Below are 24445 nucleotides of genomic sequence, written 5' to 3' on the forward strand. Positions count from 1 at the left end.
CTATTTTCTTTTAATCACTTTAACTGAATTATCATGCGTGTTTGTTCTTACCTCTACGATGTAGACACCTTCCGGGTATTTACTTAAATCTACCGGGATGGTTTTCTCATGGATTTCAAACTGTTGTAGTTGACGTCCTGCTAAATCGTAAACCGTTGCGGTACCATTGTCGAATTCAAAGCCTACAATTACATTAGTGAATGTTTCCGCCGGGTTTGGAATGGCCTCGATTGGGGCTTTTGGTTTTTTCGGTTTGTCTTTGTCTCTTAGTTTTACGATCCAAAAATCATAACCGTTGCTGTTGGTTTTCTTGTTTCTTGAGAATTGTCCGTTGGAAGTTCCGGCTAAGATGTAACCGCCGTCTCGGGTTTCAAGTAGTTTTTTAAGCACTTCGTCTCCTTTACTGCCTACCACCTCACTCCATAGTTCTTTACCTTGTGCATCTGTCTTTAAAGCGATGTAATCGTTAACCCCTTCCTTATCGGCAGCCGGTTTTCCTTTTCCTAGTTGTAACCCTGATTTCTTTTGGGATGTAGCCTCACTTTGTGCATAAGCGCCAATAAGCAGCGTACCATCCTGGTTTTCTATAATGGAGCTCAACATATCATGCTTACCATAATTATGGTTTTCCTGCCATAAAATATCACCTTTCAAGTCTGCTTTTAGCAACCATATATCAGTTCCGTTTGCACTCGATGTGGATTTATTGTTGGTGGCTCCCGAGGCAGAGTATCCTCCTAGTACAATATTGTTGTCTTTAGTAAGGATTAAAGAAGTCAAGATATCGTCTTTATCACCACCATACGTTTTTTGCCATTGGGTTTCTCCTTTTTCATCCAGCTTCACAACCCAGTAGTCATTACCTCCAAAGCAAGATTCGGTTTTATCACCGGAAACCGGTGAATTGGAATACCCCCCTAACACATAACCTTTGTCATCGGTTTGGATGATGCTTCTTAATTCATCATTATATTTTCCACCAAGGGTCTTTTGCCATTCTATCTTTCCGTCAGAATCCAGTTTTTCCACCCAATAATCAAGGTTACCTCTGCTGTTTTCGTTTTTGCCATAAGGATCGATTACTCCTTTTTCATCAGCGCGGGTTTTGTCTGAGGCTGAAGTACCTCCTAAAATATAACCTCCATCCTTGGTTTGAAGAATACTGAACAATTTTTCCTGGGCCATTCCGCCAATGGTTCTTTGCCAGATCTCACTGCCTTTTGCATCCAGCTTGATTATCCAAAAATCGTCTTGTCCTTTAGAATTGTCTTTCTTATCCTGCCCTTTGTTCGAAGCAGAAGTCCCCGCCAAAATAAAGCCGCCGTCTTTGGTTAGTCGAACGGTGTTCAGCATGTCGTTTTCATCGCCTCCGAAACTTTTTTGCCAGTTAAGCGTCCCGTCTTCATCCAGTTTCCAAATCCAGTAATCAAAATTCCCTTTGTTAGAATCCTGTTTACTTCCATTCTTTCCGGATATGGAACTTCCGGCCAGAATAAAACCATAATCCGGTGTTGGAATGGCATCAAATAAATATTCGGCGTGTTTGCCTCCAAGTGATTTCTCCCATAAGATGTCTTGTGAAAAGACTGGGGAAATACAAAATAGTAATGCCGTTAGAAATAAATTTCTAATGGACATAGATGTGAGAGTAAGCATATGTATAGGTTAAAAATGATTCTGGGCAAAATCTGATTCAAAACATAAAAAAGCTTGTTTACAGCCAGTTATTTTTAAATCGGGTCAAATTTAAGATGTTTCATCGGATCCCTTTATCACCAAATTAGGTGATTGTTGCATCACTGAATTTGGTGATTTTTTAAATAAAAAATTACTTCGGCAAAGGTATTCAATTCCGGAATTGAACACTACACTTTTAGTTTCAAAAATCTATTGTGTATAGTTTTGTCCAATCCTCATTTCAAATTTCCCCAACAACACAGCTATGAACATGCCTTCAAATCAGGACAGGATTAAAAATATTTACCAGATGCTTTTTGAAATGGCTTCAGGTAATTTTAATTATCGCCTTCAAGTCAGCAATTATGATGATAGTCTACTCCAAATTGCTCTTGTACTTAATTCAGTAGCCATGGAACTACCAGATGCTATTATTGCATCTGGGCATGTAAAACCACATTACAGCTACCAAAACCTTGCACAGGTAATTATCCTGTTAGATTTAAAATCTACTGTCACGAGTTACAACAATGAAGCTTTAAAAATCATAGGGGATAATATGGTGCAACCCATAAAAATAAATTTCAGGGAAATGCTAAACCCCCAATCGCGACAGGTATGGGACAACATCAAAAAAGAAGTCGAAATAAATCAAAATTATCACACTACAGTTCAACTTATCTTTCAAACAAAAAACAAAAAAGTCGTTCCTATCTTTTGTACTATTTCAAGAATACTGTACAATGATTCCATTATAATAACTTCAGTTACTACTATTCTTGAGGACTTATATTCAGAAATTACATTTCCAGTCAAAAAGATTTTACCCAAAAAAACAGATGCAGCTATAATGCAGGACGTCTACGACTATATCCTTAATCATCTTGAAGAACCTCAACCTACAATTAAAGAATTCTCAATATTATTTTGCATCAGTGAATACCAACTAAAAACAGCCTTTAAACGCTATTTCAACATCTCTATCTACAATCTATATACCGAAGAACGCTTAAAAAGAGGACATCAGTTAATACAGCAAACAACCATTCCATTAAAAGAAATAGCCTATATGATCGGTTTCAACGATTATGTAATATTTTCAAAAGCGTTTAAGAGAATATACGGTTACTCTCCTAGTGAACTTATTAGAAATGAAAAGGATGAAAATTAAAAATTAAAAAAAAACTACTTTTAAGACAAGCTAATTTTCTAATTAAACAATAGTTTGTCCTTACATAGTCAGAATTTTACACCATAGAAAATAAATAATTAAACTATGGTACTACAAACAAAATTCAGGAACATTATAGTACGTTTAATAAGCTCGCTATATATAGCTTTATTCATGTACGCAGCAATAAGCAAATTGCTTGATTTCGAAAATTTCAAAATTCAATTGGGTCAGTCTCCATTGTTAAGTGCCTTTGCAACCGAAGTAGCAATAGCAATACCACTCATTGAAATCATTATTGCCATATTGCTGATACTTCCCCGGCTGATAAGAATTGGCCTGTACGCTTCCTACTTACTAATGGTAATGTTCACCACCTACATCTACATCATCCTCAATTACAGTCAATTTATTCCCTGTTCCTGCGGAGGGATCTTAGAAAAAATGACATGGGAGCAACACATGGCATTCAATATCACATTCCTTTTTTTAGTAATAATAGCAATACTCTTTTCCCACGAAACCACGAAACCCACCAAAATAGAATTTGCAAATAAATACATCCGTATCCCCTTCTTCACAATACTAGGTTCTGGAATAGTTACCTTACTGTATGTTGCTTCGGAAAACATAGTACAATACCACAACACCTTCATCCGAAGGTTCCCGCAGCATTTAGCCAGCCCGCAAAATGAAATAGACTTAAAATTCAACTCCTATTATTTCGCAGGGAGTGGAGACGGGAAAATATATTTAGGAAATAGCACCGCTCCATTGCAAATGATGGTTGTGGATACAGCATTGCAAAAACAGGAATTGTTCCGGATTACATTAAAAGAGAAAAACCTGCCATTTCAAACGCCACATATCAAAGTGTATCCGCCTTATTTCTCTTTGTATGAAGGAACTGTTCCTTACTTTTTTAAAGGATCGGTCCAGGATTGGAAAGGAAAACTACAAACGCAATCCGGCACGTATTTCTCGCAGGTGGAACCAATCGATTCCGTAACAGTAGCAACCCGCTATATCAAACCTAAAACCGGGGAAAATCTAATAGGAACAAAAAACCTAAAAACCAATTCGGAACAATTCGGAAACCATCTGCTCCAAAAACAAATCGACGGCGTGTTTGATACCGATGGCAGCCTGCATTATAACGCCGACTTAAAAAAAATAATCTACGTCCACCGCTACAGGAATGAATTTATTGTAGCAGATAATGATCTAAACTTGGAATACCGGGGCAATACTATTGACACCGTCAGCCATGCGCAGATAAAGTTGTCGACAAACAAAGACAAAGTCAAAACATTTACAGAACCACCTTTAATAGTAAATAAGGCAAGTGCAACAAGCGATAATTACCTCTACATAAATTCAGCGCTTCCTGGTCAATTCGAAACTACAGAAATGTGGAAACAAGCAAGCATTATTGATGTTTACGACTTAACCAAAAAATCATATTTAGCCAGTTTCTACCTCTATCAGGATAATGGCAAAAAATTACGAAGCTTTTACATAGTAGGCAAAAACGTTTTTGTATTGATTGGCAATAAAATAATTCGCTATCAGCTTCGCGCAGATATTATAAAAACCAAGCAACAACGACATTAAAATATACCGGCCAGTATCAGGGAAAAGATCGAAAACCTGAAATAGAGTAGATCACAACTATTAAATTTAGTAATTATGAGAACAATTTTCAAAAAGATGGTTATGCCAGCAGCAGCCATCACTCTTGGAGTTGCCGGGGCTTTAAGCACTCAGGCAATGAACAGTGGTTCTAAAACATTGTCTAACCAAACTGGTTATCGCTTTGTTTCAGCGCAGGACCCATGTCATGCTGAAATCATGTGTAGAACGGAAGAAGGTGACATTTGTAAACTGGGAAGCAATACCCTTTGGGGTAAAGTAACTCCTGGCGCACCTACTTGTCCGGTTACATTGTACAAAATCCCTAACTAAGAATTAGGAATTTTAAATGGGCAGCTCCGTGAAGGAGCTGCTTTTTTATTGAGGTAACATCCACCCCTGTGATTTACCCTCTCCAAGGTAATAATCAAACCATTCCATAACCCTTTTAGAAAGGTCTTTTTGATGATTCTCATTAACAAGGGCATGGTTTTCGTTCGGGTAAACCAATAAAACTTGCTCTTTCTTCATCCGTCGTAAAGCCTCATACCATTCAAAACTTTGGTAATTATTCACCTGAGTATCTTTTTCTCCTGTCCATGACAAAAGCGGTGTCTTGACTTTCTCAGCATGCTGAATTGGGGAATTATTCCTAAACCCCTCCTTATCCTCAAAAAAGGATTTGCCCATACGCGTTTGGTCTTGCTCAGATCGCCAAATATTGTCTTTAGCATAACTCCATCCAATCGATAAATAACAGCTGGTCAGGTCAGACACTGCCGAACCGGAAACCGCCGCCGCAAACAGGTCCGTTTGGGTGATTATGAAATTGGTTTGATAACCCCCAAAAGAGTGCCCCATTAAACCTATTTTCTTAGGATGAATCGATGCTCTTCCCATCGCCGCTTTAGTAGCGGCAACCACGCAATCCACTGCCGAAAATCCAGGCTTCCCTATCTCATAGGTAATATCAGGAAACAATACAAAGTAACCCCTTGAGGTATGATTTGTTTTATTAAAACCTGCACCATCCAACAGGCTTGGATTAGTAAACTTATGAAGCGTATGTAATTGCCGCTCATATATCTTCACTATCATGGGATACTGCTTGTTCGGGTTGTAATCAAAGGGGTAAAACAGCACCCCCTTAAGATGGTTCCCATTGGCAGTGCTATACGCTATTAATTCCGATTTACCCCAATTGTATTTTTGATACTGGGGATTACTTTGAAAAATCGTAGTCGCCTTCCCGGTGCTTCGGCTATATATTGCTATTGTAGGCGGCTCATTATACTGCTGCTGCAAATACAAATAACAATGTTTCGCGTTCTTAAGTCCGTTTATCTTTTTACTGTCAAATACCAACGGACGTACTCCCATACCCTTTTTAAAAGTAAAATACCCCGACTTGGAAAAATCAACCATAAGGGCTTCCATTACCAACTCCCCTTCGAGGTTTACAGTTTTCACCGCTTCGGAAAAGGGAGCAGTAGCCGCTGGTGCCGATTGCTTTTCAATCCGATAAATAAGGCCTTGCTCCCTGCCACCAGTTAGCTTTTTTGCACTATTATTTTGCAAATCCAGTTGCCATAAATCATATTTATCATAAAGCAGCAACGCCTTCTCGTCTTTTGTCCAACCCGCTATACCATAGGGTGCGGCGGCTTTGACAATATCATTGTCTTCATCAAAAAAAGTAGTCTTTGCGTTGTATGTGAGGTTACGATGGCTGTTAATTGTCACATCATACAGCCACCAATGCCCCTCTTTAGCATAAACGATATAGTTCCCATTCGGTGAAAATTCAACATACTCTCCATAACCTTCATGCTTTTTCAGCAAAAAAGTTTTCTCCCCTGTGGTAACATCAAGCAAGTAATAATCAGAATCTGCCGTATGCTTGTTCGTTGGCTTATAAACTGACGTGTCCTCCAATACGACCTTCTTCTGATTAGGTAAAAGTGTTGCAAACGGCATCGAAGCAGTACTTAGAATAGCAAACTTATTGCTATCGGGATACCAAACGGCAAGGCGTTGTTGAGAAGTTAAATCTCCGGATCGTCTCCTATGCTCATACAAATCCTTGTCAGCTGCATTCCACACTTGCACAGGATTCTCCTCTTTTGGCTTTGTTTCCTTCTGCTTAACTCTAAAATAAACAGCCGCACCATCATCCGAAACACCCAATGCCTCAGTGATATATGATCTGATAAGCATATCCTTCGGCCAATCTGGTACTTTTTCAATATCAAAACGCTTAGTAATCCTTGTTTTTGCATCAAAAAAGAACAACGAAGTGGAATAAGTGGCAGCGTCCGGAACCTGGTTAACAAATACCAGTAGCTGACCTCCTTTATGCCACACAAGGTTTTGATAAGTTTCTGCGCTACTTGTAATAACAATAGACTCTTGCAAACCCTGTTTCAAATCAATATACCCCACCTTGCTTACATCATTTTGTACAGCGATATAGGCCAAGGCTGTTTTGCCGGGATTTAGCAAATAAATGCTAACCGAATCCACTGTCTTTAACAAGTTCAGGTTTCGATCCCTAATTTCCAGTTTAGTTTTACTGCCTTGCGTACACAAAAGCGCCAATAGTTTATTATCATCACCATAGTCAAATTGCTGTATGGCATCAATTTTTTGAAGCTTATGCGTTTTCAAATTCAGTATCTGAAAAGTGTTATTCTCTCCTAAAAAGCTAAAATTTTCTTCCTTGGTAAACCTGCCATTGTACCCTTTCGGGAAAGAAAACGTCTTTCTAGAATAGGTGTTCCTGACAAACAAGGTATCATGACCCGATTCATAGCTTAAGGCATAACTCACCCAATTGCCTTTATCCGATAGGTCATGGTGCTCAAGCGTACTCCACAACGAATCATTTGCTATATCCAGTTGGGGCGTTTGCCCAACCTGCCCCATTACAGGGCAAGTCAAAGCAAACAAACTACTCAACCAAATTACTTTTGTTATATGTCGTATTGTTTTCATTAGTATCCGGGATTTTGAGGTGCTAGATTAGGGTTCAATAACAATTCGGTTTCAGGAATCGGGAATAAGGCATCCGTAGTATCCCATCCAATTTTCAAAGGAGCAAGCACAGCATCAAGCCTACCCATCCGTTTCAAATCAAAGAAGCGGTGCCCTAACTCAGTAAACAGTTCTACTCTTCTTTCCTGCAGGATGGCATCTAATAATTCCTGCTCGGTAGTGGCTGTTGTGTCTCCAAGTCCTGCCGTGTTCCGGATGACATTCAAATCCGCTTTCGCAGCATCCAAATCACCCAAACGGGCATTAGCTTCCGAGCGGATAAGGTACAGTTCAGCCAATCGCAGCACAATAGAATATTCCACCGACGCACCCGAATTAGTCTGTTGCTTGTATTTATAAGGATGATGCCAAGTGGTAGTGCCATCAGTCACAGCATTTACCCAATGTGTCTTTCTAAGGTCACCAACCTCAAAGGCTATCATAAAATTATTTGTCAAAGCAGAAAGCGGTGGCGGGCCACTATCAAAAATAAACGTGCCTCCTTCCTGCGCATTCCCGCCACTCTCTGCCGGAGCAAACTGCCAAATCGTAGTCGTGCTTTCCTTTAAGAAGACATCGTCAAGATTATTTTCCCATGCATACAATGCTGTATTAGAAAGCACGTCAGTAGCTTCATCTTTTGCTTGCTGCCAATTCCCATTATACAAATACACCCGCGCCAAAAGCGCCTGCACAGCATACTTGTTTGGGCGGACTCTTTCAGCAGTACTATAATCTTCCGGAAGCAAGTTTTTAGCCTCCTCTAAATCAGCAATAATATTATCATAAACTATAGTAGTCGGCATTCGGGTCACAATACTGTTTTGGCGGTAATCCGTAGTAGTGATATAAGGCACATCCCCATAAAGGTTGACCAAATAAAAATGCAGCAGTCCTCGAACAAACAAGGCTTCGCCCTTTAATTGGTTCTTGACCGCTTCAGGCAAGGCAGCAGACTGCCCCACTCCTTCAATTATGGCATTGGCACTATATATTTGATTATACGTAGCGTTCCAAATCCCCTTCACGTCCGCATTGGATGCAATAAGCGAATTATTATAAAATGCCACCGCCCCGTTTTGCGGGTTCCCATAAAATTGTAATTCGTCACTGTAATTGCCCAATAAGTGCGAAAGCCCACTCGGTGAACCCGTAAGCACGCCCCCATGCCTCATCTTAGCATAAATATTCACCATCGCCGCATTGGCAGTAACCGGGTCTTCAAAAACAGATTGTGCAGTTAATTGTGAATTCGGAAGTTCCACTTCAACAAATTTTTCACACGAACACAGCACCATCAAAACGGCTGTCGCTCCAACAAGCGCTATGCGCCTAAGCATTAGCGTTACCTCAGCATCCTGCTTGTACATATAATTTTTCATAGTTGTAGTTTTAGGTTAGAAACTAAGCTGCATCCCCGTAGTCCAGACTTTCAACGGTGGCAAATACCCACTCGATTTAAACTCAGGATCAGCACCGCTGTAATTAGTAAAAGTCAAAAGGTTCTGACCTTGCACGTAAATACGGCAGGTAACATTCTTCAACAAGCGTTTAGGCACATCCCACGAAAGCGAAATATTCTTAAGCCGGACATACGAAGCATCCACAACAGCCGCATCACTTTCAATGTAGCGGTAAAAGGCATCCACAGCCGAGCCATTGGAACCATCAGTATAAATCTGATGAGATCCTGCTACTTCAATCGGTTGATTAGACATCGTTCCGGGAACACTGGCATTGACAAGCGGACTCCAATTCAACTGCTTCACAAACTGGAACAGGAAATCCAATTGCAGTTGCCTATAGCGAAACTGGTTCTGTACCCCACCAAAAAACTCCGGATTGAAATCCTTAATCACCTGCTTATCATCCTGGGCTGACAACACCCCATCACCATTCACATCCTCAAACTCATACACACCCGTCACCGGATTAATCCCCGTGAAATGATATACTTTCTTAATGTTAAGGGGTTGACCAATTATGTATTGCGAACTATAAGTAGAGTTCTCCAAATCGGGAAAGGCCAATAACTTATTACGCGATTGCGTAAAATTCACATTCGTAGTCCATCCAAAATGCGTGTTCTGGAAGTTCACAGTTCGAAGGCTCAACTCCAATCCCCTGTTCTGCACTGTAGCGTCCAAATTGGCTTGCAAAGAAGTAAAGCCCGTAGTGCCCGGAAGCGGAATCCCAACCAACTGGTTCGAAGAACGGTTGCTATACCATCCCGTAGTTAAAAATAAACGGTCATTAAAAAATCCTGTTTCCAAAGCCAGTTCCAGTTTCTTATTTGTCTCCCAACCAAAATCAGGATTAAATAGCCGCGTCGGTTCCAATCCAATAGTTCCCTGATAAATAACCCCCGAAGAAGCATAAGTATCCAAATACTGGTAATCCCCAATCTGGTCGTTACCCGTAATCCCATAACTCCCTCTCAGTTTTCCAAAGCTCAACACTTTGTTACCTTCAAGCAGCCTTTCCTTAGAAAACAGCCAAGCCGCCCCAACAGCCCCAAAATTGGCAAACTGCTTACCCGGGCCAAAACGGCTCGACCCATCACGGCGACCGGTAACATTCACAATGTATTTCTCCTTGAAATTATAATTAACACGCCCAAAAAACGCCTGGTACTTATACACTGTTTCTTCCGAACCTAATAGGTATAAATTCGATGCCGAAGCCAAATTATAAATCAAGCTGTTGCTAGGAAATCCAAATCCCAACTGCACCAACTGGTTCCCTTTTTGGGATTGAAACGTTGTCCCAACCAATACATCCAGTTTACCGGAAGCAAACTCCTTCTTCCAGTTCAGCTGTGGCTCAACAATCCACGACTTGCGGTTCGCCTCGCTAATAAACAATGCCGAATACTCACTTCCCAAGCCATAAGCCGGATCATACGTGGTCGAAGGCGAAATACTGTTCGCATCATTCTTAGTTTCCGTAAACCCAAAACTCGATTTCAGTTCCAGATTATCCATCAGCTTATATGACAAAACGGTAGTAGCTATCAAATCTGAAGTCTTGGCATGGTAAACAGAACGCAAATCCGCCAGCGGATTATTCCACGTACTGCCCTCCCAGTTCAAATTACCTTCACTATCATACAAGGCCGGTGCATTCGGCGCTAAAGACAAGGCGGTCAATGTAGGGTCAACCCGCGGCTGTAGATTATCCTGCGCAGTATAGCCTGCCGAGAAAGTAATGGTAAACCGTTTGTCTTCCGATTCATGGTTAAGGTTTACATGCACATTCCCTTTTTTATAACCAAAATCCCCGGGGAACACCGTAGTTTGTTTGTTGTAGTTGGTACTCACCAAAAACTGGGTACTTGCCGTACCGCCGGAAATAGACCCCTGAACATTGGTAAAACTAGCATTCTTGCCTAGTAATTCCTTTTGCCAGTCAGTGTAACGGGTTTGATCCCAGGTACCATTAACATCATAAGCATAAAATGGATAAGGACTAATACCATCGTTCACAAACGCTTCATGGCGCATTTGCAGATACTGCTCTGTATTCATCAAATCGACAAAGTTGGTTACCGTACCGATACCGCTGGAGATATTGGCCGAAAAACGGGTTTTACCCTGTTTCCCTTTTTTTGTGGTAATCAGCACCACCCCATTCGCTCCGCGGGAACCATAGATGGCTGTGGCATCCGCATCTTTTAAAATCTCGATGCTTTCAATCTGGTCGGGGTTAATACTGTTTAAGGGGCTGGGTTGTGTGGGTAATACCGGAGAAGTAACACCTGTACCAATTGGGTCGGAGCTGTACGGAACACCATCAATTACATATAGCGGCTGGTTGCCGTTGGCCCGCAAACTGTTTATCCCCCTAATCTGGATATCAAAGCCTCCACCCGCAACACCTGTGGTTTGGGTAACACTTACCCCTGCCATCCTTCCCTGCATCGCTGCCAGTACATTGGTTACCGGTTGTTTTTCGAGGTCTTTAGAGGAAATTTTGGCAATACTGCCTGTGCGCTCTTTTTCCTTAACAGAATAGTAACCGGCGTTTACCTTTACTTCCTGTAATTGCGTAGCATCTTCCTGTAAGGTTACATTAATTTTTGATCGATAGTTTACAGCAATAAGCTGTGTTTTGTAACCCATAAAGGAAAACACCAAGGTATCGGTAGGTTTAGCATCAACAGTGTAAGTACCGTTACCATCTGTAAGGGTTACTGTTTGCGTGTTTTTAATAGTGACACTCACACCAGGCAAAGCACCATTAGTATCATGCACCGTTCCGGTTACTTTATGGTCTTGGGATTGCGCCAGTAAGGCGGGCGGCAAGGCTAAAAAAATAAGGCAAAATAGTTCCAGCCTATGCCTACTAAATGAAAAATTTTTCATAGTATTGGATTGGTTAAATGAAACGAAAGTTTTATTGGCTCTTGGTCCTCTAGTCAGTCGTCGAAAATTGGTAGAGGGCCATTTTTGTCTGTAATTATTACATCATAGGCTCATTGTTTTACGGATTAGCATTTTGCGAGTCCAGAAGTGAAGTTTTGCTTTGAAAAAGGAAAGTATAGCGCATGAAAAAGCGTGGTACTCAACATATCCGCTATTGAGGCACTGGTATACCCGTACACAGATAAGTGAGCCCACGCCATGGTCGTGAGCTTCATGCTTATCGTCCCGTGTACTTAAAAATTACCAGTTTTCAATAGCGAGATTCAAAGCGAGAGCTTCAAATATTGTTTATTTAAAGAATCGCAAAAATATGTTATTCATTACAAATATAAGAAAATATATCTAAATGCGGATTTCACTCCGAATTATTTTTCTCATTTAAGATTTCATTTGCAAAATTATGACAGAAATTAATCGTAAAATAGTTGATTTTATAGCAAATGAATGGGTTAGCAAAGCTAAATCCCAAAGATCTTTTGCTTTAGATCATGGGATTGACGAAAAGACTGTTAGAAGTATTAAAAATGATGAAAACTACAAAATTAGCTTAGAGACAATCATTAAAATTTGTGAAGCTAGAAACATTAAGCTATCAGATTTTTTTAAGATCATCAATTTATAAAAGGTGTACAAAAGCATTTTTTTTACACCTTTTTCGACAAGTAAAACTTCCTATTTGACAACAATACTTTCCCAAAATAGATTTTCTTTGAAATCAAAAAATTATATGGATTGGTATAAAATTGTAACAGGTATTCCATTTTTTATTGCAGGTGTTTTTATTTGGGGCAAAGCTCGTGAAAGTTTAAGAAACATCTCCTATAACGATAGTTGGAAAAATAGAAAAAAGTAAATTTTCAGCTACAAGAAATAGATGGTTTGGCATCTTATGAACCCAAAAATTCTTGAGACATTACTGTTTTAAGAATTAATATCTTATAAAACTTCTTTTGAAACCTATCTCTTACGAGAAAGAGAAATCATACTCCTCTTCTAATGTGTTACAATATAAGGATTATATGTTTTTTCGATATTTTAAAGTATTGTTTTTACCTCCCAATTTTGATTTGTAAATTTTAAAATCTTATAGAACAAATATTAAGAAATAAAATTACAATTAAAAAGGTTGAAATAAGATGTTCAAACATTAAACATCTAAATAAATCATGATTTAATTTAAATGATTATTAAAATAATTCAAATCGTTAGCTATATCATGAAGCATTTTGCCTAATGGAGTTTTATCATTGGTTACATTCCTTTGATAAAGATTTACTATTTTCCTATTTAATCTTAGTTTTATTCTGTTAAAGATTTGAAAAACCGTTAAATCACTATTGACAAAATCCACTAAAGAAAATTTCACAATTTCTACTAATGCAATTTTGAAAGCCTCAACATCATCTTCAGTAATATCTTCAAGTCTAGATGGATCATCATGATGAATAACTTCTTCAAAATCAGTAATTAAATTTGGAAAACCTATTGCTGATTTCAATTTGCAATCTTTAAAATATGATTTTAGATATTGATTCGACCTACATGATAATAATATCAAATTTTTATTCTCAAAAACTTTCAATTGTTTTTCAGCAATAAATACTTGTTGCTCGCACTCATTAGTGCTACATCCACTTAATCCAGTTGATGTACCATGGCCTAAGAATAATATTAATTCATTTTCTTTAAAGGTTTGTACCGTTTCGAAAAAAGACAAATGGTCATCTTTAGTTGCTAATCGCAATATAACAATCTCAACAACTGTATTTTCCAATAAATAACTTGTAATTTCCTCAAGAAAATCAGTAGTTTCATCCTTTGGATGAATGATGACAATTTTTTTATTATTCATTTTGCAAAAAACTAATATTTGAAATTGCCAATTGAATGAGTTTTTTTTTAAAATTTATTGATTGTGAATCATTTTCCAAAATTTTACCCGCAATTTCTTCAAAAGTTAAGCCCTCATAAATTTCTACTGAAGGATTAAAAGTTAAATCAGAATTATATAATAACTCTTCTATTATAAAATCGTCTTCTTTTTCAATAATCTTTTCGATTTTATCTACTATATGTTTTTCCACATCATCTCTCAATAAAAAATCTAAAATATTTAATCTTATTAATGATTTGAATTTTGTCCAGGCTCCGTCAAAATTTCCATCTACTTTATAAATTTTCAAATAATCTTCAACAATATCTATTAGCTGTGAAGAATAAAGAATCCTTTTTGCATTCTTAGCATTTACTTGAGAGTCTAAACTACTTAACATTTTTATTCCATCAACACCTTCAGCATCATTTAAATTAAAATCAGAAGCTATCAAATGAAATCTTGTATTGCCGTACAGGCTTTTCAATTTATCATAAACAAGAGACATTTTTATTTTACCAGTCTCCTCATCAACTACATCATTACCATCAGGTAATCCAACATATAAAGGATGGCAAATGACTTTAAATCCTTTTGCCCTTGATAATTTTTCAATTGTTGCAATTGATTCTGTTAAATCTTCATTATCTATTAATAATAATTTTTTAGCCATTATTTATAAGATTTTGATATTAGCACTTCAAAAGCTGCGCCTTTTAAAAATTTATTATTACCAATAAATTTTATTTCACCTTGCATTTTTGCTAATGTATTTCTAACGTAATTTAATCCAATTCCTGATCCATCCGTAGTTGTAACTCCTAAGTCAAAAATTATATCTTCATTATTATCAAATTTCGAATCCAGTCCAATTCCATTATCAGAAAAGAATATTTTTAAATTAGAATTTTCATCTCCTGAAATAAAGACCTTAACTTCATTTGCCTTTGCTTTATACGAATTTGAAATTAAATCATCAATCACCAGTGAAATATCTAAAATGCTAATTCTTTTCCAAAAAGACTCGATGGATGATTCAATCGAAAAAGTAATATCATTATCTTCAAACATTACATTATACAAGTCTAAATACTGTTCGATAAATTTTACAATATTTACATCCTGATAATCTGTATTTGCTTTAAAATTAGCTCTTGTAATTAAGTTTGAAATTTTTAAAGCTTTGTCAGAATTGTAAATTATTGTACTTAACCATTTAAGAGCCTGAGATTTTCTAACATTATTATCTAAAAAGGCATTGTAAAGACTTTGCGCATTTTGTTTAGATTTTTTACTAGTTTGTTTAACATTATGAATTAACCCCTTAGCATCTTCACTCAAAGTCCTTTTCGAAGTTAACAAATAAGTATTCTTCTCCTTTTCTAAAGCTAATTCATCCGCTATTTTTTTAGCTTTTTCTTCAGCCTCTTTTCTAATTTCTTCAGCCTCTTTTAATCTACTCTCTAATTCATTTTTTTGAAGTTCAATAATATTTAATTTGTCTTCAAGCTCAAGTTTTAAATTAATTAAATCTTCATTAGTTCCAACAATTTTTTCGAAGTCGTCCAGCTCTTGTTGTGATTTATTTATTTTTTTTAAAAAATCTTGTAGCTCCTGTTGAGATAAATTCTTATTGTTTAAATTATCTAGAATAGAGTCTAACTCGTTATTTATTTTTTCTTTCTGTTCATCTATTAAATCTGAAACAAAATTCTGGTTTATAGATAACTTAACAAGCTCATCCTTTCTACTATCAATTATATTATTAACAACATTATAAACCCTTTTATTTCTGGTCAAAGAATCTTCTACATATTTTTCTTTAGACTCATCCCATTTTGGGCTTAAAACCTCTTTCTCTAATTTACTATAATCTTTATCAACTGTACTATCCCAATTAATTCCCTCAACAACAAACCTCTCTATTCTTCTAAATGTTTTATAATAATATCCGAAAGGACTTGTGCTTTTGGTCAACTGCTGGAAAATATCATTATTAACAACACCAGACCTGCTAGATATAATTTTAAAAACATTACTCTCATCTTCAATCGAAATATCATCATTACCTTTTACTTCAATTCGACCAATTACTTCCCTTGTGCCTAAGTATCTGGTTCTACCTTGTCCTTTCCTGTTCTCCATACCTAACCAGTCATCTCCATAATCGCCATATGGGGGTATTCTAAACCCATTAATAAAAAGCGAAATTGAACCAAAATCATTTGGCCTAATACCTGTTTGTTTTGTAAAATATGCTTTTGAATAAGTACTCAAATAGTAAATATGGATTTTGATATTCTTTAATAAATCGAATCTGTTTTTCTCGATTAAAGTAAAAATAACATTTCCCCTATCCTTAAGAATTGTAATTATATATAACCCATCACTAGTAATTTTCGATTGTATGCTAGTAACTTTAAAATCTAATTTTTCAAAAATCTGGTTTTTGACAATACCATTAATTTTTTCATAATCTGACCTTTTTGATTCTTCATTTAGTAATTCTTTAACTTGAATCTTTATATCAAATTTTGAAGAAGTAAAATTTTGGTTTGGATTTACTAATTTTTCGAGCTGTCTCTTTAATTCAAGTATTTTATTATAATCCCATTCTTCTCTTAATGAGGCTATTTCTAAAACTGTTCCTGATTTAAAAGGCTCAATTCCGGTTTTAGTAAAAAAATCGTCACTATTTATTTCAATAAGATCAAATTCAATATCTTGAATATTTAAATTAATATCGTCTTTTCTTTCAAATTCAAGCCAATTAATAGTTAACTGAATAAAATCTAAACTTCCTTTTTTCTTTGTGTAAATTGTTAAGTTCTTTCCTAATCTGTCGCATGAAAATCTCCCTACACCTTTATTACCTGCCAATATTCTTCCATATTCTTCTTTGTTTTCTTTTTTCTCAGAATACGCAATATTTAACCATTTATTCTCAATATCATATTGAGACATTCCTTTCCCTAAATCGTAAATTATTATTTTGGAATTATTACTTGTCTTATACTGTTTTAAATCAGTATTACGAATTATATTTTCAAAAATAATATCAACTTTTTTAGAACCAGCATCAAAAGAATTCTTGACAAGTTCTAAAACGGCAATATTATCATCGGTAATTAAATCCTTACCGATAATACTCTTGAGTTCTGCATTTGTCCTGAAGCTTACTTTAGTCATTTAAATTAATTTCTTTAAAACCAATCCACTCTGTTCTCCAAATAGAGGTGGAATGGCATTTCCAATTTGTGAATATCGAGGCACCTCTTGAGTCCTTCTTTTACCACCGGTAGTATACTTACCTTTAAATTGATACCAATCATTAAAAGATTGGATTCGTGCATATTCTCGGACTGTAAAAATTCTCGGTTCACAATAATGAATATAATCGTCAGGAAGCGTTGTGATTGTTGCTGTAGGTGTTTGACCTGAAAGTGGAATAATTGTCCTCTTTTTTAAATCAAACAATTCTTTAATATCATCTGATAAAGTTTTATTCTTCTCAGCATAGTTTAATATATACTCAAACTTCTGTAATGTTGGGACATTATGCTTTGCAAACCTATGGCTATCAGGAATTATAGATTCGTCAACACCCTTGCGTAGCAACTTTTGATAGTTAGATTCTGCTAAACCATAAGTTCCTGCCTTAAACCCTTTAGTGTCTGGCGACTGTACTTCTTTTCCTTCACGCAATAAATCTGATATTGCTTGTTCCAGGTTAGTAGTCACCCCTATATTTTTATTTATCAAAAATGAATCCTTATTATCATCTAAAGCTTTGAAAAAAGACATAGCTTTATTTTTATTCGAACTCTCTTTCTTAATTCCTACCAAAATAAATCTAGTTCTTTTTTGGGGTACACCATATAAAGAAAAATCCACCAATTTTCCATACACATCATATCCAGGGAAATCACTGGTTTTGGTCCGTAAAGCCTTTAAAACATATTCCGAATACGCTTTTCCTTTACTTTTGTTCTTATCAAATTTTTGAGTAAAACCCTTAACATTTTCGAAGAAAATCATTTGTGGTTGCACCAGCCTAATAAAACTGATATAGGATCTTATTAGTTTATTCCTTTCATCAGTCTCTAGCCTCTTTCCTGCTGTAGAAAACCCTTGGCACGGCGGTCCTCCTGCAACTAAATCTACCTTACCACGCAAATCCTTCAATTGGGACGTGAAATTTTTTAGCACATAATTAATATCATGTTCTTTGGTAGGAAGCCAAGTTGGCCAATCAAAATGGTTTTGATTTTGAATTAAATTATGGTTCAGGGTTTCAAAAGCATCTTTGTTTTTTTCTATTGCAAATAAACCCTTCCATTGTCCTGAATTATATAATCCTAAAGAAAGGCCTCCACATCCTGCAAATAAATCTATATATAAGGATTTGTTTATATCCATAGTAATATTTTCCCTTTTATACAAAAATATACAAAAGGAAATAAATCGAATTACTTTTTTTGAGATAAAAATCTGTCAATATACAAAAAAGCAAACTAAATATTGAGACTAATAATAATCGTATTAATTTTAAACAAGCATCCCTCTAAATTTTTACGAATCTCCTGTTCCCAGAAACGCAGCACAATATATCCTTTTGCTTCAAGGTCAACAGTATTCTGTATATCTCTTTGCATATTTTTTTCAATTTTAGGAATCCAATAATCTTTGTTTGCTTTTATCCTTAATTTCTTTTCATCCCAATTAAACCCATGCCAAAATTCACCATCTATAAAAATTGCCATTTTGTATTTTCCAAGAACAATGTCAGGTTTACCAGGAAGCTTCTTGACATTTAAACGATAACGCAATCCAGATGCCCAAAGCGCCTTACGCAGGATTACTTCCGGCTGGGTGTCCTTACTTCGTATATTCCTCATACGAAAAGAACGCTCAGGGGTAGTATTAAAAACATACCGCTTGGATTCTTTTTTTGCATAATATTATCATTTAAACGATAAGTTACATAGTTTTCAAATGACTTCCAAAAAATTAATTAGGGACTCTTGAGAAATAGATGTAGCTTTTCTAAATTGCAGTATATTAAATTTCTTAACCAAAAACATTAAAATTCTAGACTGTATGACTTGGCAAGAATATCAATTAGCTGTAGGGAAACTTTATGAGAATATGGAATCAATGGCAGCCGTAAAGCAAAATATTTTCCTGCCCGATAAAGTTACTGGGCAGAAAAGGCAGATAGATGTTTGGTGGGAGATAAATGTTGAGGGTCACCAAATAAATATTCTTATCGATGCAAAATACCGGAAGGGTAAAATCGATGTTAAGGACGTAGAAGAAGTTGAAGCTTTGGCAAATTCAGTTAAAGCAAATAAGGTTATTATTGTTACAAACAATGGCTGGACAGAACCTGCATTGGAAAAAGCTCAATTCTCTAATGCAGATTTAAGAATACTTACTGTCGAAGAAGCCCTAGATTTAATAGTTCCAAATAAATGGTTTATGTGCTATGAATGTCCCGATGAATGTGTAGTGATGGATAGTGATGGTGTACTTTATAGGGAAGAAACCGGATTGTTCTTCGATTGGTATGCTGGTAAATGCAGGAAATGTGGAGATACATATTTTCATTGCCCAGAATGTGGGAACAGGAAAATATTAGAAGATGGTGATAGATATAAATGTTATTGTAAACATACTTGGAAGAAAGAGAAAGACAAATTACACATAAAATTTAATAATCTAAAGAGCTATCAAAGAATTGACAATATACCTCCAGTTCCTGTTGAATTCCTTTATTGGTTACTACGTTATCCAAGGATATATTGGGCTAATTTAGCTTTAGCAACCTGCAATATTCCTACAGATAATGGCGGTACTTTTACTTTTATGATCCATCCTGTAGATGGAAGCATAATAAAACCTGATTATATTGATGATGATGGCCCCGCTTTTTTCTTAGGGCTAGGATAACTAGGCATCTCAAATTTGTTATAATTTCTAACATAAATTACCATATAAAATGTTCTTTTCTATAGAGTTGTTGTTAATTTGATAAACAGTTACCCAAAACGCAACATTTAAATCTGCTATAACCCACACTAACTAACTTACTGTTTTTTGGTTATGAAATGGCATGAGATTTCAAGATTAATAGCAATTGTGTTTGCCGGGTTTGGGTGAAAGCCAAGGTCTATGACGGCCTAAAGTATCCAAGATATTATAATGACAGTTGGAAATAGAACGCAAAAGGCATTTTTGGGTATCATTCTTTACAATCTTATGCTACAGAATTTCAATAACTTTTAAAATTCTATAAGTTGCCATATAATTTTGATCGAAAATTATTACATTATAACTATTTAAATTACCGATTGTCGATTAAATGTAAGCAAAAGACTGTTATTTTTTAATTTAACTGTATGGAAAATTAAAAAATTCAGTTATGAAAACTAAACTTACTTACCTATTGATATTAATATCAACTACCGTTTATTCACAAACGGTAAAAATTAACTGTCCATCCGAGATAACATTAAAAAAAGACATTAGTCTAGGATATTTAAATTATCGTAGTGCCCAAATAGGAGAAATATATGCTACAAAACTGAATGGAACAAAAATAAAAAGAATATCACCTCTTGGAAAGAAAAATGTTGAAACCTCAAACGTTGATGAGAGCACGGTTACAGGTTTAAAAGAGTATAAAACAAAAATCGGTTTTACTTTAGATGCATCGGCAGACATAAGCCCAACATTACTTGCTGATTTAAAAAGCGAATTAAAGAAAGAAGTAAAATTTGAATTGGTCAATTCTCGGATAAAAATGATTAAAGATCCACTTAAACAAATCGAATATTATGATCCAAATATTTTCCCAATAAAATCAGGAGAAGTGTATGTGTTAATTAACAGAATAATTGTTGCTGACAGCTTAAAAATTACAACCAATACAGGATTAGATATTGACACAAATTCAAAAGTCAAATTAGGAGAATATGAAATAAGCATAGTTAATAATTGTAATTTCCTATTACAAATAAAAGGGAATATGACCCCTGTTTTCTTCGAATTTTTAATATTCAAAGCAAATGTCGTAACAACAAAAAAACAAGTAGTAGGGAATTTAAAATCTGGTGAACCTAAAACTGTGGAAGTAAAAAGAGTTATATGGCAGCAATTAACTGGAATTGAGTTAGAGTAAATTTCTGAATATTAAAATAAGGCTATTATTTAACAAAACGCATATGAAGCCAACTTGTCTAATCAAAATTATTGCTTTGCTTACAATAATTTCGATAAATTTTCAAAGCTGTATTTCATACACAAAAGTCCCATTATCAGATTGCGACCACACTTCTGGTTGGTGTAAAGAAATTAGGGACATTGCTGTAAAATCATGGAAATATGCGCAGTTATCAAAGAATGTTTACAATAAGACATTTCAATTTAAAACTGATAAATACTTTGAAAAAATTGAAAATTTCGAAAATGAAAGCATTAATTTTTTCGCTGTTCTTTATAAAGAAAAACAGGAGAATCAATACGTACTCGTCTTTAGGGGGACTGATTCATTTAATGATTTTAAAACTGGAAATAATCCTTTTAAGCAAGAACAAAACAAATATGCTTTAAAAATTTATGATTTAATTAAAAGGCGTTATAATTTCCAGAATTGTATTGTTGCTGGACATTCATTAGGAGGAGGGATTGCAATACATGTATCATTAAATAGAGAAAACATAACGGCTTTTACTTTTAATGGAAGTCCTGTTTTTAAAAATAAAAACAACATTTCAAATGAAAGGTATAGTATCGTTGAAAATGGTGAAGTATTAAAAATAGCGAGAATTTTAGGGCGAGAAGCAGACCAACTATACACCTCTATTGACTGTTCATCTGGAAATACCATCAAACAACACGATATGAAAAATTTAGCAATATGTTTAACTCAAATTGCTGCAGTAGAAAATAAAGAAGCAACTGAATCATTAATCTTAAATGGCATCATTAAAAATTAGTTATGACTTCTCTTATAAGAAAAGAGTTGAAGAATTAGAAAATGAAAATGAAAGACACTTAAAAACAACACCACACACAACTACTTTGTGATTGATTTTAAATAATATTCAGTTTATAAATCAAATAAGTTTCAAGCAAAATCACATTGATGTTTTTTTTTTAATAATAAACATTTAATCTCAAATAAAACATAATCATGGATTCTAAAAAAATAAAAGCATTAGATATAGCATCACAAGAAGGGCAAGATAAAGTGCTGAAAGAACTATTTGAATTTGCCCAAAACAGCAAAGCTAATTTCTGGGGTGTAGTTGATTTTAACAAACATAGTTCAGAAGAACGTTTTTATATATTCGATTTAGAAAATGAAACATTTAAAAAATTTTTAGTTGCCCACGGGAAAAACTCAGGCGATGATTATGCTGAAAATTTTTCTAACGAAATCGGCTCTAATTGCTCAAGTCTTGGAGTTTATAAAACTTTAAGCATATTTCCTAGCAACCACCATGGTTATGCTTTAGAAATTATAGGCAAGGAGGAAACTAACTCAAATGCACAAGATCGTGAAATAATTATTCATGAAGCAGATTATGTTGTTCCCAATTATAAAGGAACTGGTAGAGCGGGCAGGTCTGAGGGTTGTTTTGCTGTAAATCCGTTAGACATAGAAGAAGTAATGGACTGCTTAAAGGATGGTTCTTACTTTATTGCTTGGCATGAATAAAAAAACAGTTCTAATCTGAACAAAATCAACATCAAATTACACCTTCAATAAATTCAATATTCCATATTAACTTTACAATTCAGGAATTTCACTATTCAATTCGGGAATCAAACAATCTGTTAGTTGCCTACTCTGCAACTGCCAATTACTTTTACCGTCTAAATGTAAAATTGTTCATTAAGTGAATTCGTTTTCAAAATCCCTATTAGCCAATGTAAACCTTCAAATAGAAAGTGTTCACGGGGAAAGCACCAACCTTATTAGCTACTCACAAAAGGCTGTCAATGTTATTGTTCCAGTCGTAAAGGAATTACAAAAACAGGTCACTACATACGGGTTCAAAAGCAATACCGAGGAAGTCGAATTTTTCAGGGATATAAAACCGCAATTGGTAAGCAAACTAATATACTACAGCGAAATCCTGAATATAGAACTTCACAAACCACGGGGCTCCAAAAAAGCAATCCGCAAATACTACCTCATAGAACTTTCCAAACTTAACCAAACCGTTACAGATAACAAAGAGTTTTATAAATACTATCATTCCGGGAACCATCATCTGGATAGCCTTTACTTCTTGCGTGAAAATTACAATCCAGCTTTCCTTCTCGATAATTGCTGTTTCCATACTGATTCCGGTTTTAATACCTTACACGATCACACAATAGCCAAAATAATCGCGATCAATTCGCTATCCACCTACCTCGAAGCAGCTATTGAAAAGCTCAAAAAGGAAACAGGCTCAAAACACCTTCTTTCAAAATCCCAAAAAGCTCAAAGCTGGACAGGCTCAAAAGCTGGCCTTATAGAACTGATATACGCGCTCCAAACAGAAGGGGTTTTCAATCACGGTACTTCAGATTTAAAGGAAGTAGCAGCCTTTTTCGAAACAACCTTCAACATCAGCCTGGGGCAATACCATCGGGTTTTCCTGGAAATAAGAGCTAGGAAGTCAGATCGGGTAAAATTCCTAAGTTCATTAAGTGAAAAACTGCTCGGTCGTATGGACAAAACGGACGGATAAAAAAAGGGACTGCGCTTTGCAGTCCCTTTAAGAATAGAATAATTAACTCCTATTAATTATAACTATTCTCCGCCACTCCAGTAACAAATGCTTTTATAATCGCTTCCGCAGTCCCGATGCAAGCCCCTTCTGTTCCACTAACAATATTACCTACAAAAATTGTCCAATCGGCATCAGTGTTCTGCTTCGGCTTCTTTCTTCCCATATAAGTAGAATAGCGCGCTATCGATGATGTCGTAAGCATAATCCTCCTATCAGTTTGTGTTAACTGGCTATTCTGGATAATACCCGCCTCATAAGCAACAATAAAAGTATATATAGTCTCATAGTTGTCTTCTGTAGCATATAATGTAGTAAGGTCACTAATAAAATCTATAAGGCTTAATTTGGCTGTACTCGATAAAGGCGAAGCATCCATAATTTCGGCCATACTTACACTCTGGTGGGAAACAATATAATCCACACGGCTAGCCGAAACAGGCACATAGCCTATTCCTTTAAGGGCATTAAATTCATTGTTGGCAGTCCCAATTGACTCTGCCAAATCAACAATAGAATCAGTGGTAGTAGGCAATTGGCTGTTCGAATAGTAAGCCTCAAACAATTCGTTATGCAACCGCCCGGCATTGTCATAAGCATTTGCAGGATTTGCAGGAAATACAACACCACGTTGCGTGCTTCCGTATGTAAGTGCTGTTACAGGTAATTTTTCTTCATTTCGTATTACGTCCACATCAGGGGTACAGGAGGTTAAAGCTATTAAAAGGATTAAAAAGGAATATAAATTCTTCATGTTGTGTAATTGTTTTTAAAAATTTTACTGATTGTTCTCATCAGTTCATTTCTCCCGGGATAACCTGAACAAAGGTTTGGCACAAAGCCTTTC

The 24445-nt window shown here is 35.7% G+C and carries 19 protein-coding genes and 1 pseudogene; 10 read left to right on the forward strand and 10 right to left on the reverse strand.

Annotated elements, in window-relative coordinates:
- Window positions 1-1638, reverse strand: a complete 1638-nt coding sequence (locus ACWPKD_RS14550; RefSeq protein ID WP_455413421.1) for a T9SS type A sorting domain-containing protein — start codon at window positions 1636-1638, stop codon at window positions 1-3.
- 304 nt (window positions 1639-1942) lie between these two features.
- Between ACWPKD_RS14550 and ACWPKD_RS14555 the strand changes: the two genes are divergently transcribed.
- The 3 genes from ACWPKD_RS14555 (at window position 1943) to ACWPKD_RS14565 (ending at window position 4813) form a co-directional block, all read left to right on the forward strand.
- On the forward strand, window positions 1943-2848 hold the full coding sequence (locus tag ACWPKD_RS14555) for a helix-turn-helix domain-containing protein (protein WP_455413422.1): 906 nt from the start codon (window positions 1943-1945) through the stop codon (window positions 2846-2848).
- Between the two features lie 105 nt (window positions 2849-2953).
- Window positions 2954-4462, forward strand: coding sequence for a MauE/DoxX family redox-associated membrane protein (locus ACWPKD_RS14560; protein ID WP_455413423.1), 1509 nt, complete (start codon window positions 2954-2956; stop codon window positions 4460-4462).
- Window positions 4463-4537: 75 nt separating this feature from the next.
- On the forward strand, window positions 4538-4813 hold the full coding sequence (locus ACWPKD_RS14565) for a hypothetical protein (RefSeq protein ID WP_455413424.1): 276 nt from the start codon (window positions 4538-4540) through the stop codon (window positions 4811-4813).
- 45 nt (window positions 4814-4858) lie between these two features.
- On the opposite strand, the gene ACWPKD_RS14570 is transcribed toward ACWPKD_RS14565, so the two are convergent.
- From ACWPKD_RS14570 to ACWPKD_RS14580, 3 genes are read right to left on the reverse strand one after another with little or no spacing between them, the layout of a single operon-like run.
- Complete coding sequence (locus tag ACWPKD_RS14570; protein ID WP_455413425.1) at window positions 4859-7474, reverse strand: prolyl oligopeptidase family serine peptidase; 2616 nt, start codon at window positions 7472-7474, stop codon at window positions 4859-4861.
- Window positions 7474-8895, reverse strand: coding sequence for a RagB/SusD family nutrient uptake outer membrane protein (locus ACWPKD_RS14575; protein WP_455413426.1), 1422 nt, complete (start codon window positions 8893-8895; stop codon window positions 7474-7476). The genes ACWPKD_RS14570 and ACWPKD_RS14575 overlap by 1 nt, the downstream gene beginning before the upstream one ends.
- A gap of 15 nt (window positions 8896-8910) precedes the next feature.
- On the reverse strand, window positions 8911-11877 hold the full coding sequence (locus tag ACWPKD_RS14580) for a SusC/RagA family TonB-linked outer membrane protein (protein ID WP_455413427.1): 2967 nt from the start codon (window positions 11875-11877) through the stop codon (window positions 8911-8913).
- Window positions 11878-12337: 460 nt separating this feature from the next.
- On the opposite strand from ACWPKD_RS14580, the gene ACWPKD_RS14585 reads away from it, so the two are divergent.
- Window positions 12338-12559, forward strand: a complete 222-nt coding sequence (locus ACWPKD_RS14585) for a helix-turn-helix domain-containing protein (protein ID WP_455413428.1) — start codon at window positions 12338-12340, stop codon at window positions 12557-12559.
- Between the two features lie 54 nt (window positions 12560-12613).
- On the forward strand, window positions 12614-12790 hold the full coding sequence (locus ACWPKD_RS14590; protein WP_455413429.1) for a hypothetical protein: 177 nt from the start codon (window positions 12614-12616) through the stop codon (window positions 12788-12790).
- 318 nt (window positions 12791-13108) lie between these two features.
- On the opposite strand, the gene ACWPKD_RS14595 is transcribed toward ACWPKD_RS14590, so the two are convergent.
- The 5 genes and pseudogenes from ACWPKD_RS14595 to ACWPKD_RS14615 form a co-directional block, all read right to left on the reverse strand.
- Window positions 13109-13789, reverse strand: a complete 681-nt coding sequence (locus ACWPKD_RS14595; protein ID WP_455413430.1) for a hypothetical protein — start codon at window positions 13787-13789, stop codon at window positions 13109-13111.
- Window positions 13782-14483 (reverse strand): hypothetical protein, encoded by a 702-nt coding sequence (locus tag ACWPKD_RS14600; RefSeq protein ID WP_455413431.1) that lies wholly within the window; start codon window positions 14481-14483, stop codon window positions 13782-13784. The genes ACWPKD_RS14595 and ACWPKD_RS14600 overlap by 8 nt, the downstream gene beginning before the upstream one ends.
- Window positions 14483-16999 (reverse strand): ATP-binding protein, encoded by a 2517-nt coding sequence (locus ACWPKD_RS14605; RefSeq protein WP_455413432.1) that lies wholly within the window; start codon window positions 16997-16999, stop codon window positions 14483-14485. The genes ACWPKD_RS14600 and ACWPKD_RS14605 overlap by 1 nt, the downstream gene beginning before the upstream one ends.
- Window positions 17000-18229, reverse strand: a complete 1230-nt coding sequence (locus ACWPKD_RS14610; protein ID WP_455413433.1) for a DNA cytosine methyltransferase — start codon at window positions 18227-18229, stop codon at window positions 17000-17002. It lies immediately after the preceding gene.
- A 95-nt stretch (window positions 18230-18324) separates the two neighbouring features.
- Window positions 18325-18717: pseudogene (locus ACWPKD_RS14615) on the reverse strand (very short patch repair endonuclease); the annotation flags it as partial.
- 193 nt (window positions 18718-18910) lie between these two features.
- Between ACWPKD_RS14615 and ACWPKD_RS14620 the strand changes: the two are divergent.
- The 5 genes from ACWPKD_RS14620 to ACWPKD_RS14640 all read left to right on the forward strand — a co-directional run bounded on the left by ACWPKD_RS14620 (window position 18911) and on the right by ACWPKD_RS14640 (window position 23559).
- Window positions 18911-19762, forward strand: coding sequence for a restriction endonuclease (locus tag ACWPKD_RS14620; protein WP_455413434.1), 852 nt, complete (start codon window positions 18911-18913; stop codon window positions 19760-19762).
- A gap of 472 nt (window positions 19763-20234) precedes the next feature.
- Entirely contained in the window at window positions 20235-20993 is a 759-nt protein-coding gene (locus tag ACWPKD_RS14625) for a hypothetical protein (RefSeq protein WP_455413435.1), read from the forward strand.
- 43 nt (window positions 20994-21036) lie between these two features.
- Window positions 21037-21810, forward strand: coding sequence for an Mbeg1-like protein (locus ACWPKD_RS14630; protein ID WP_455413436.1), 774 nt, complete (start codon window positions 21037-21039; stop codon window positions 21808-21810).
- Between the two features lie 197 nt (window positions 21811-22007).
- The gene (locus ACWPKD_RS14635; RefSeq protein ID WP_455413437.1) at window positions 22008-22535 is read left to right on the forward strand and encodes a murein L,D-transpeptidase catalytic domain family protein; all 528 of its coding nucleotides are present in this window, start codon (window positions 22008-22010) and stop codon (window positions 22533-22535) included.
- 181 nt (window positions 22536-22716) lie between these two features.
- Window positions 22717-23559, forward strand: coding sequence for an RteC domain-containing protein (locus ACWPKD_RS14640; protein WP_455413438.1), 843 nt, complete (start codon window positions 22717-22719; stop codon window positions 23557-23559).
- Window positions 23560-23611: 52 nt separating this feature from the next.
- Here the strand turns inward: ACWPKD_RS14640 and ACWPKD_RS14645 are convergent, their stop codons facing one another.
- The gene (locus ACWPKD_RS14645; RefSeq protein ID WP_455413439.1) at window positions 23612-24292 is read right to left on the reverse strand and encodes a hypothetical protein; all 681 of its coding nucleotides are present in this window, start codon (window positions 24290-24292) and stop codon (window positions 23612-23614) included.
- Window positions 24293-24445 lie beyond the last annotated feature (153 nt).

The organism is Flavobacterium pedocola, from assembly GCF_053764385.1.

Bases quoted from the DNA above. Each gene is read 5' to 3' on its own strand.
- ACWPKD_RS14550 (WP_455413421.1), bottom strand. From the start codon at position 1,638: ATGTCCATTAGAAATTTATTTCTAACGGCATTACTATTTTGTATTTCC.
- ACWPKD_RS14555 (WP_455413422.1), top strand. From the start codon at position 1,943: ATGAACATGCCTTCAAATCAGGACAGGATTAAAAATATTTACCAGATG.
- ACWPKD_RS14560 (WP_455413423.1), top strand. From the start codon at position 2,954: ATGGTACTACAAACAAAATTCAGGAACATTATAGTACGTTTAATAAGC.
- ACWPKD_RS14565 (WP_455413424.1), top strand. From the start codon at position 4,538: ATGAGAACAATTTTCAAAAAGATGGTTATGCCAGCAGCAGCCATCACT.
- ACWPKD_RS14570 (WP_455413425.1), bottom strand. From the start codon at position 7,474: ATGAAAACAATACGACATATAACAAAAGTAATTTGGTTGAGTAGTTTG.
- ACWPKD_RS14575 (WP_455413426.1), bottom strand. From the start codon at position 8,895: ATGAAAAATTATATGTACAAGCAGGATGCTGAGGTAACGCTAATGCTT.
- ACWPKD_RS14580 (WP_455413427.1), bottom strand. From the start codon at position 11,877: ATGAAAAATTTTTCATTTAGTAGGCATAGGCTGGAACTATTTTGCCTT.
- ACWPKD_RS14585 (WP_455413428.1), top strand. From the start codon at position 12,338: ATGACAGAAATTAATCGTAAAATAGTTGATTTTATAGCAAATGAATGG.
- ACWPKD_RS14595 (WP_455413430.1), bottom strand. From the start codon at position 13,789: ATGAATAATAAAAAAATTGTCATCATTCATCCAAAGGATGAAACTACT.
- ACWPKD_RS14600 (WP_455413431.1), bottom strand. From the start codon at position 14,483: ATGGCTAAAAAATTATTATTAATAGATAATGAAGATTTAACAGAATCA.
- ACWPKD_RS14605 (WP_455413432.1), bottom strand. From the start codon at position 16,999: ATGACTAAAGTAAGCTTCAGGACAAATGCAGAACTCAAGAGTATTATC.
- ACWPKD_RS14610 (WP_455413433.1), bottom strand. From the start codon at position 18,229: ATGGATATAAACAAATCCTTATATATAGATTTATTTGCAGGATGTGGA.
- ACWPKD_RS14620 (WP_455413434.1), top strand. From the start codon at position 18,911: ATGACTTGGCAAGAATATCAATTAGCTGTAGGGAAACTTTATGAGAAT.
- ACWPKD_RS14625 (WP_455413435.1), top strand. From the start codon at position 20,235: ATGAAAACTAAACTTACTTACCTATTGATATTAATATCAACTACCGTT.
- ACWPKD_RS14630 (WP_455413436.1), top strand. From the start codon at position 21,037: ATGAAGCCAACTTGTCTAATCAAAATTATTGCTTTGCTTACAATAATT.
- ACWPKD_RS14635 (WP_455413437.1), top strand. From the start codon at position 22,008: ATGGATTCTAAAAAAATAAAAGCATTAGATATAGCATCACAAGAAGGG.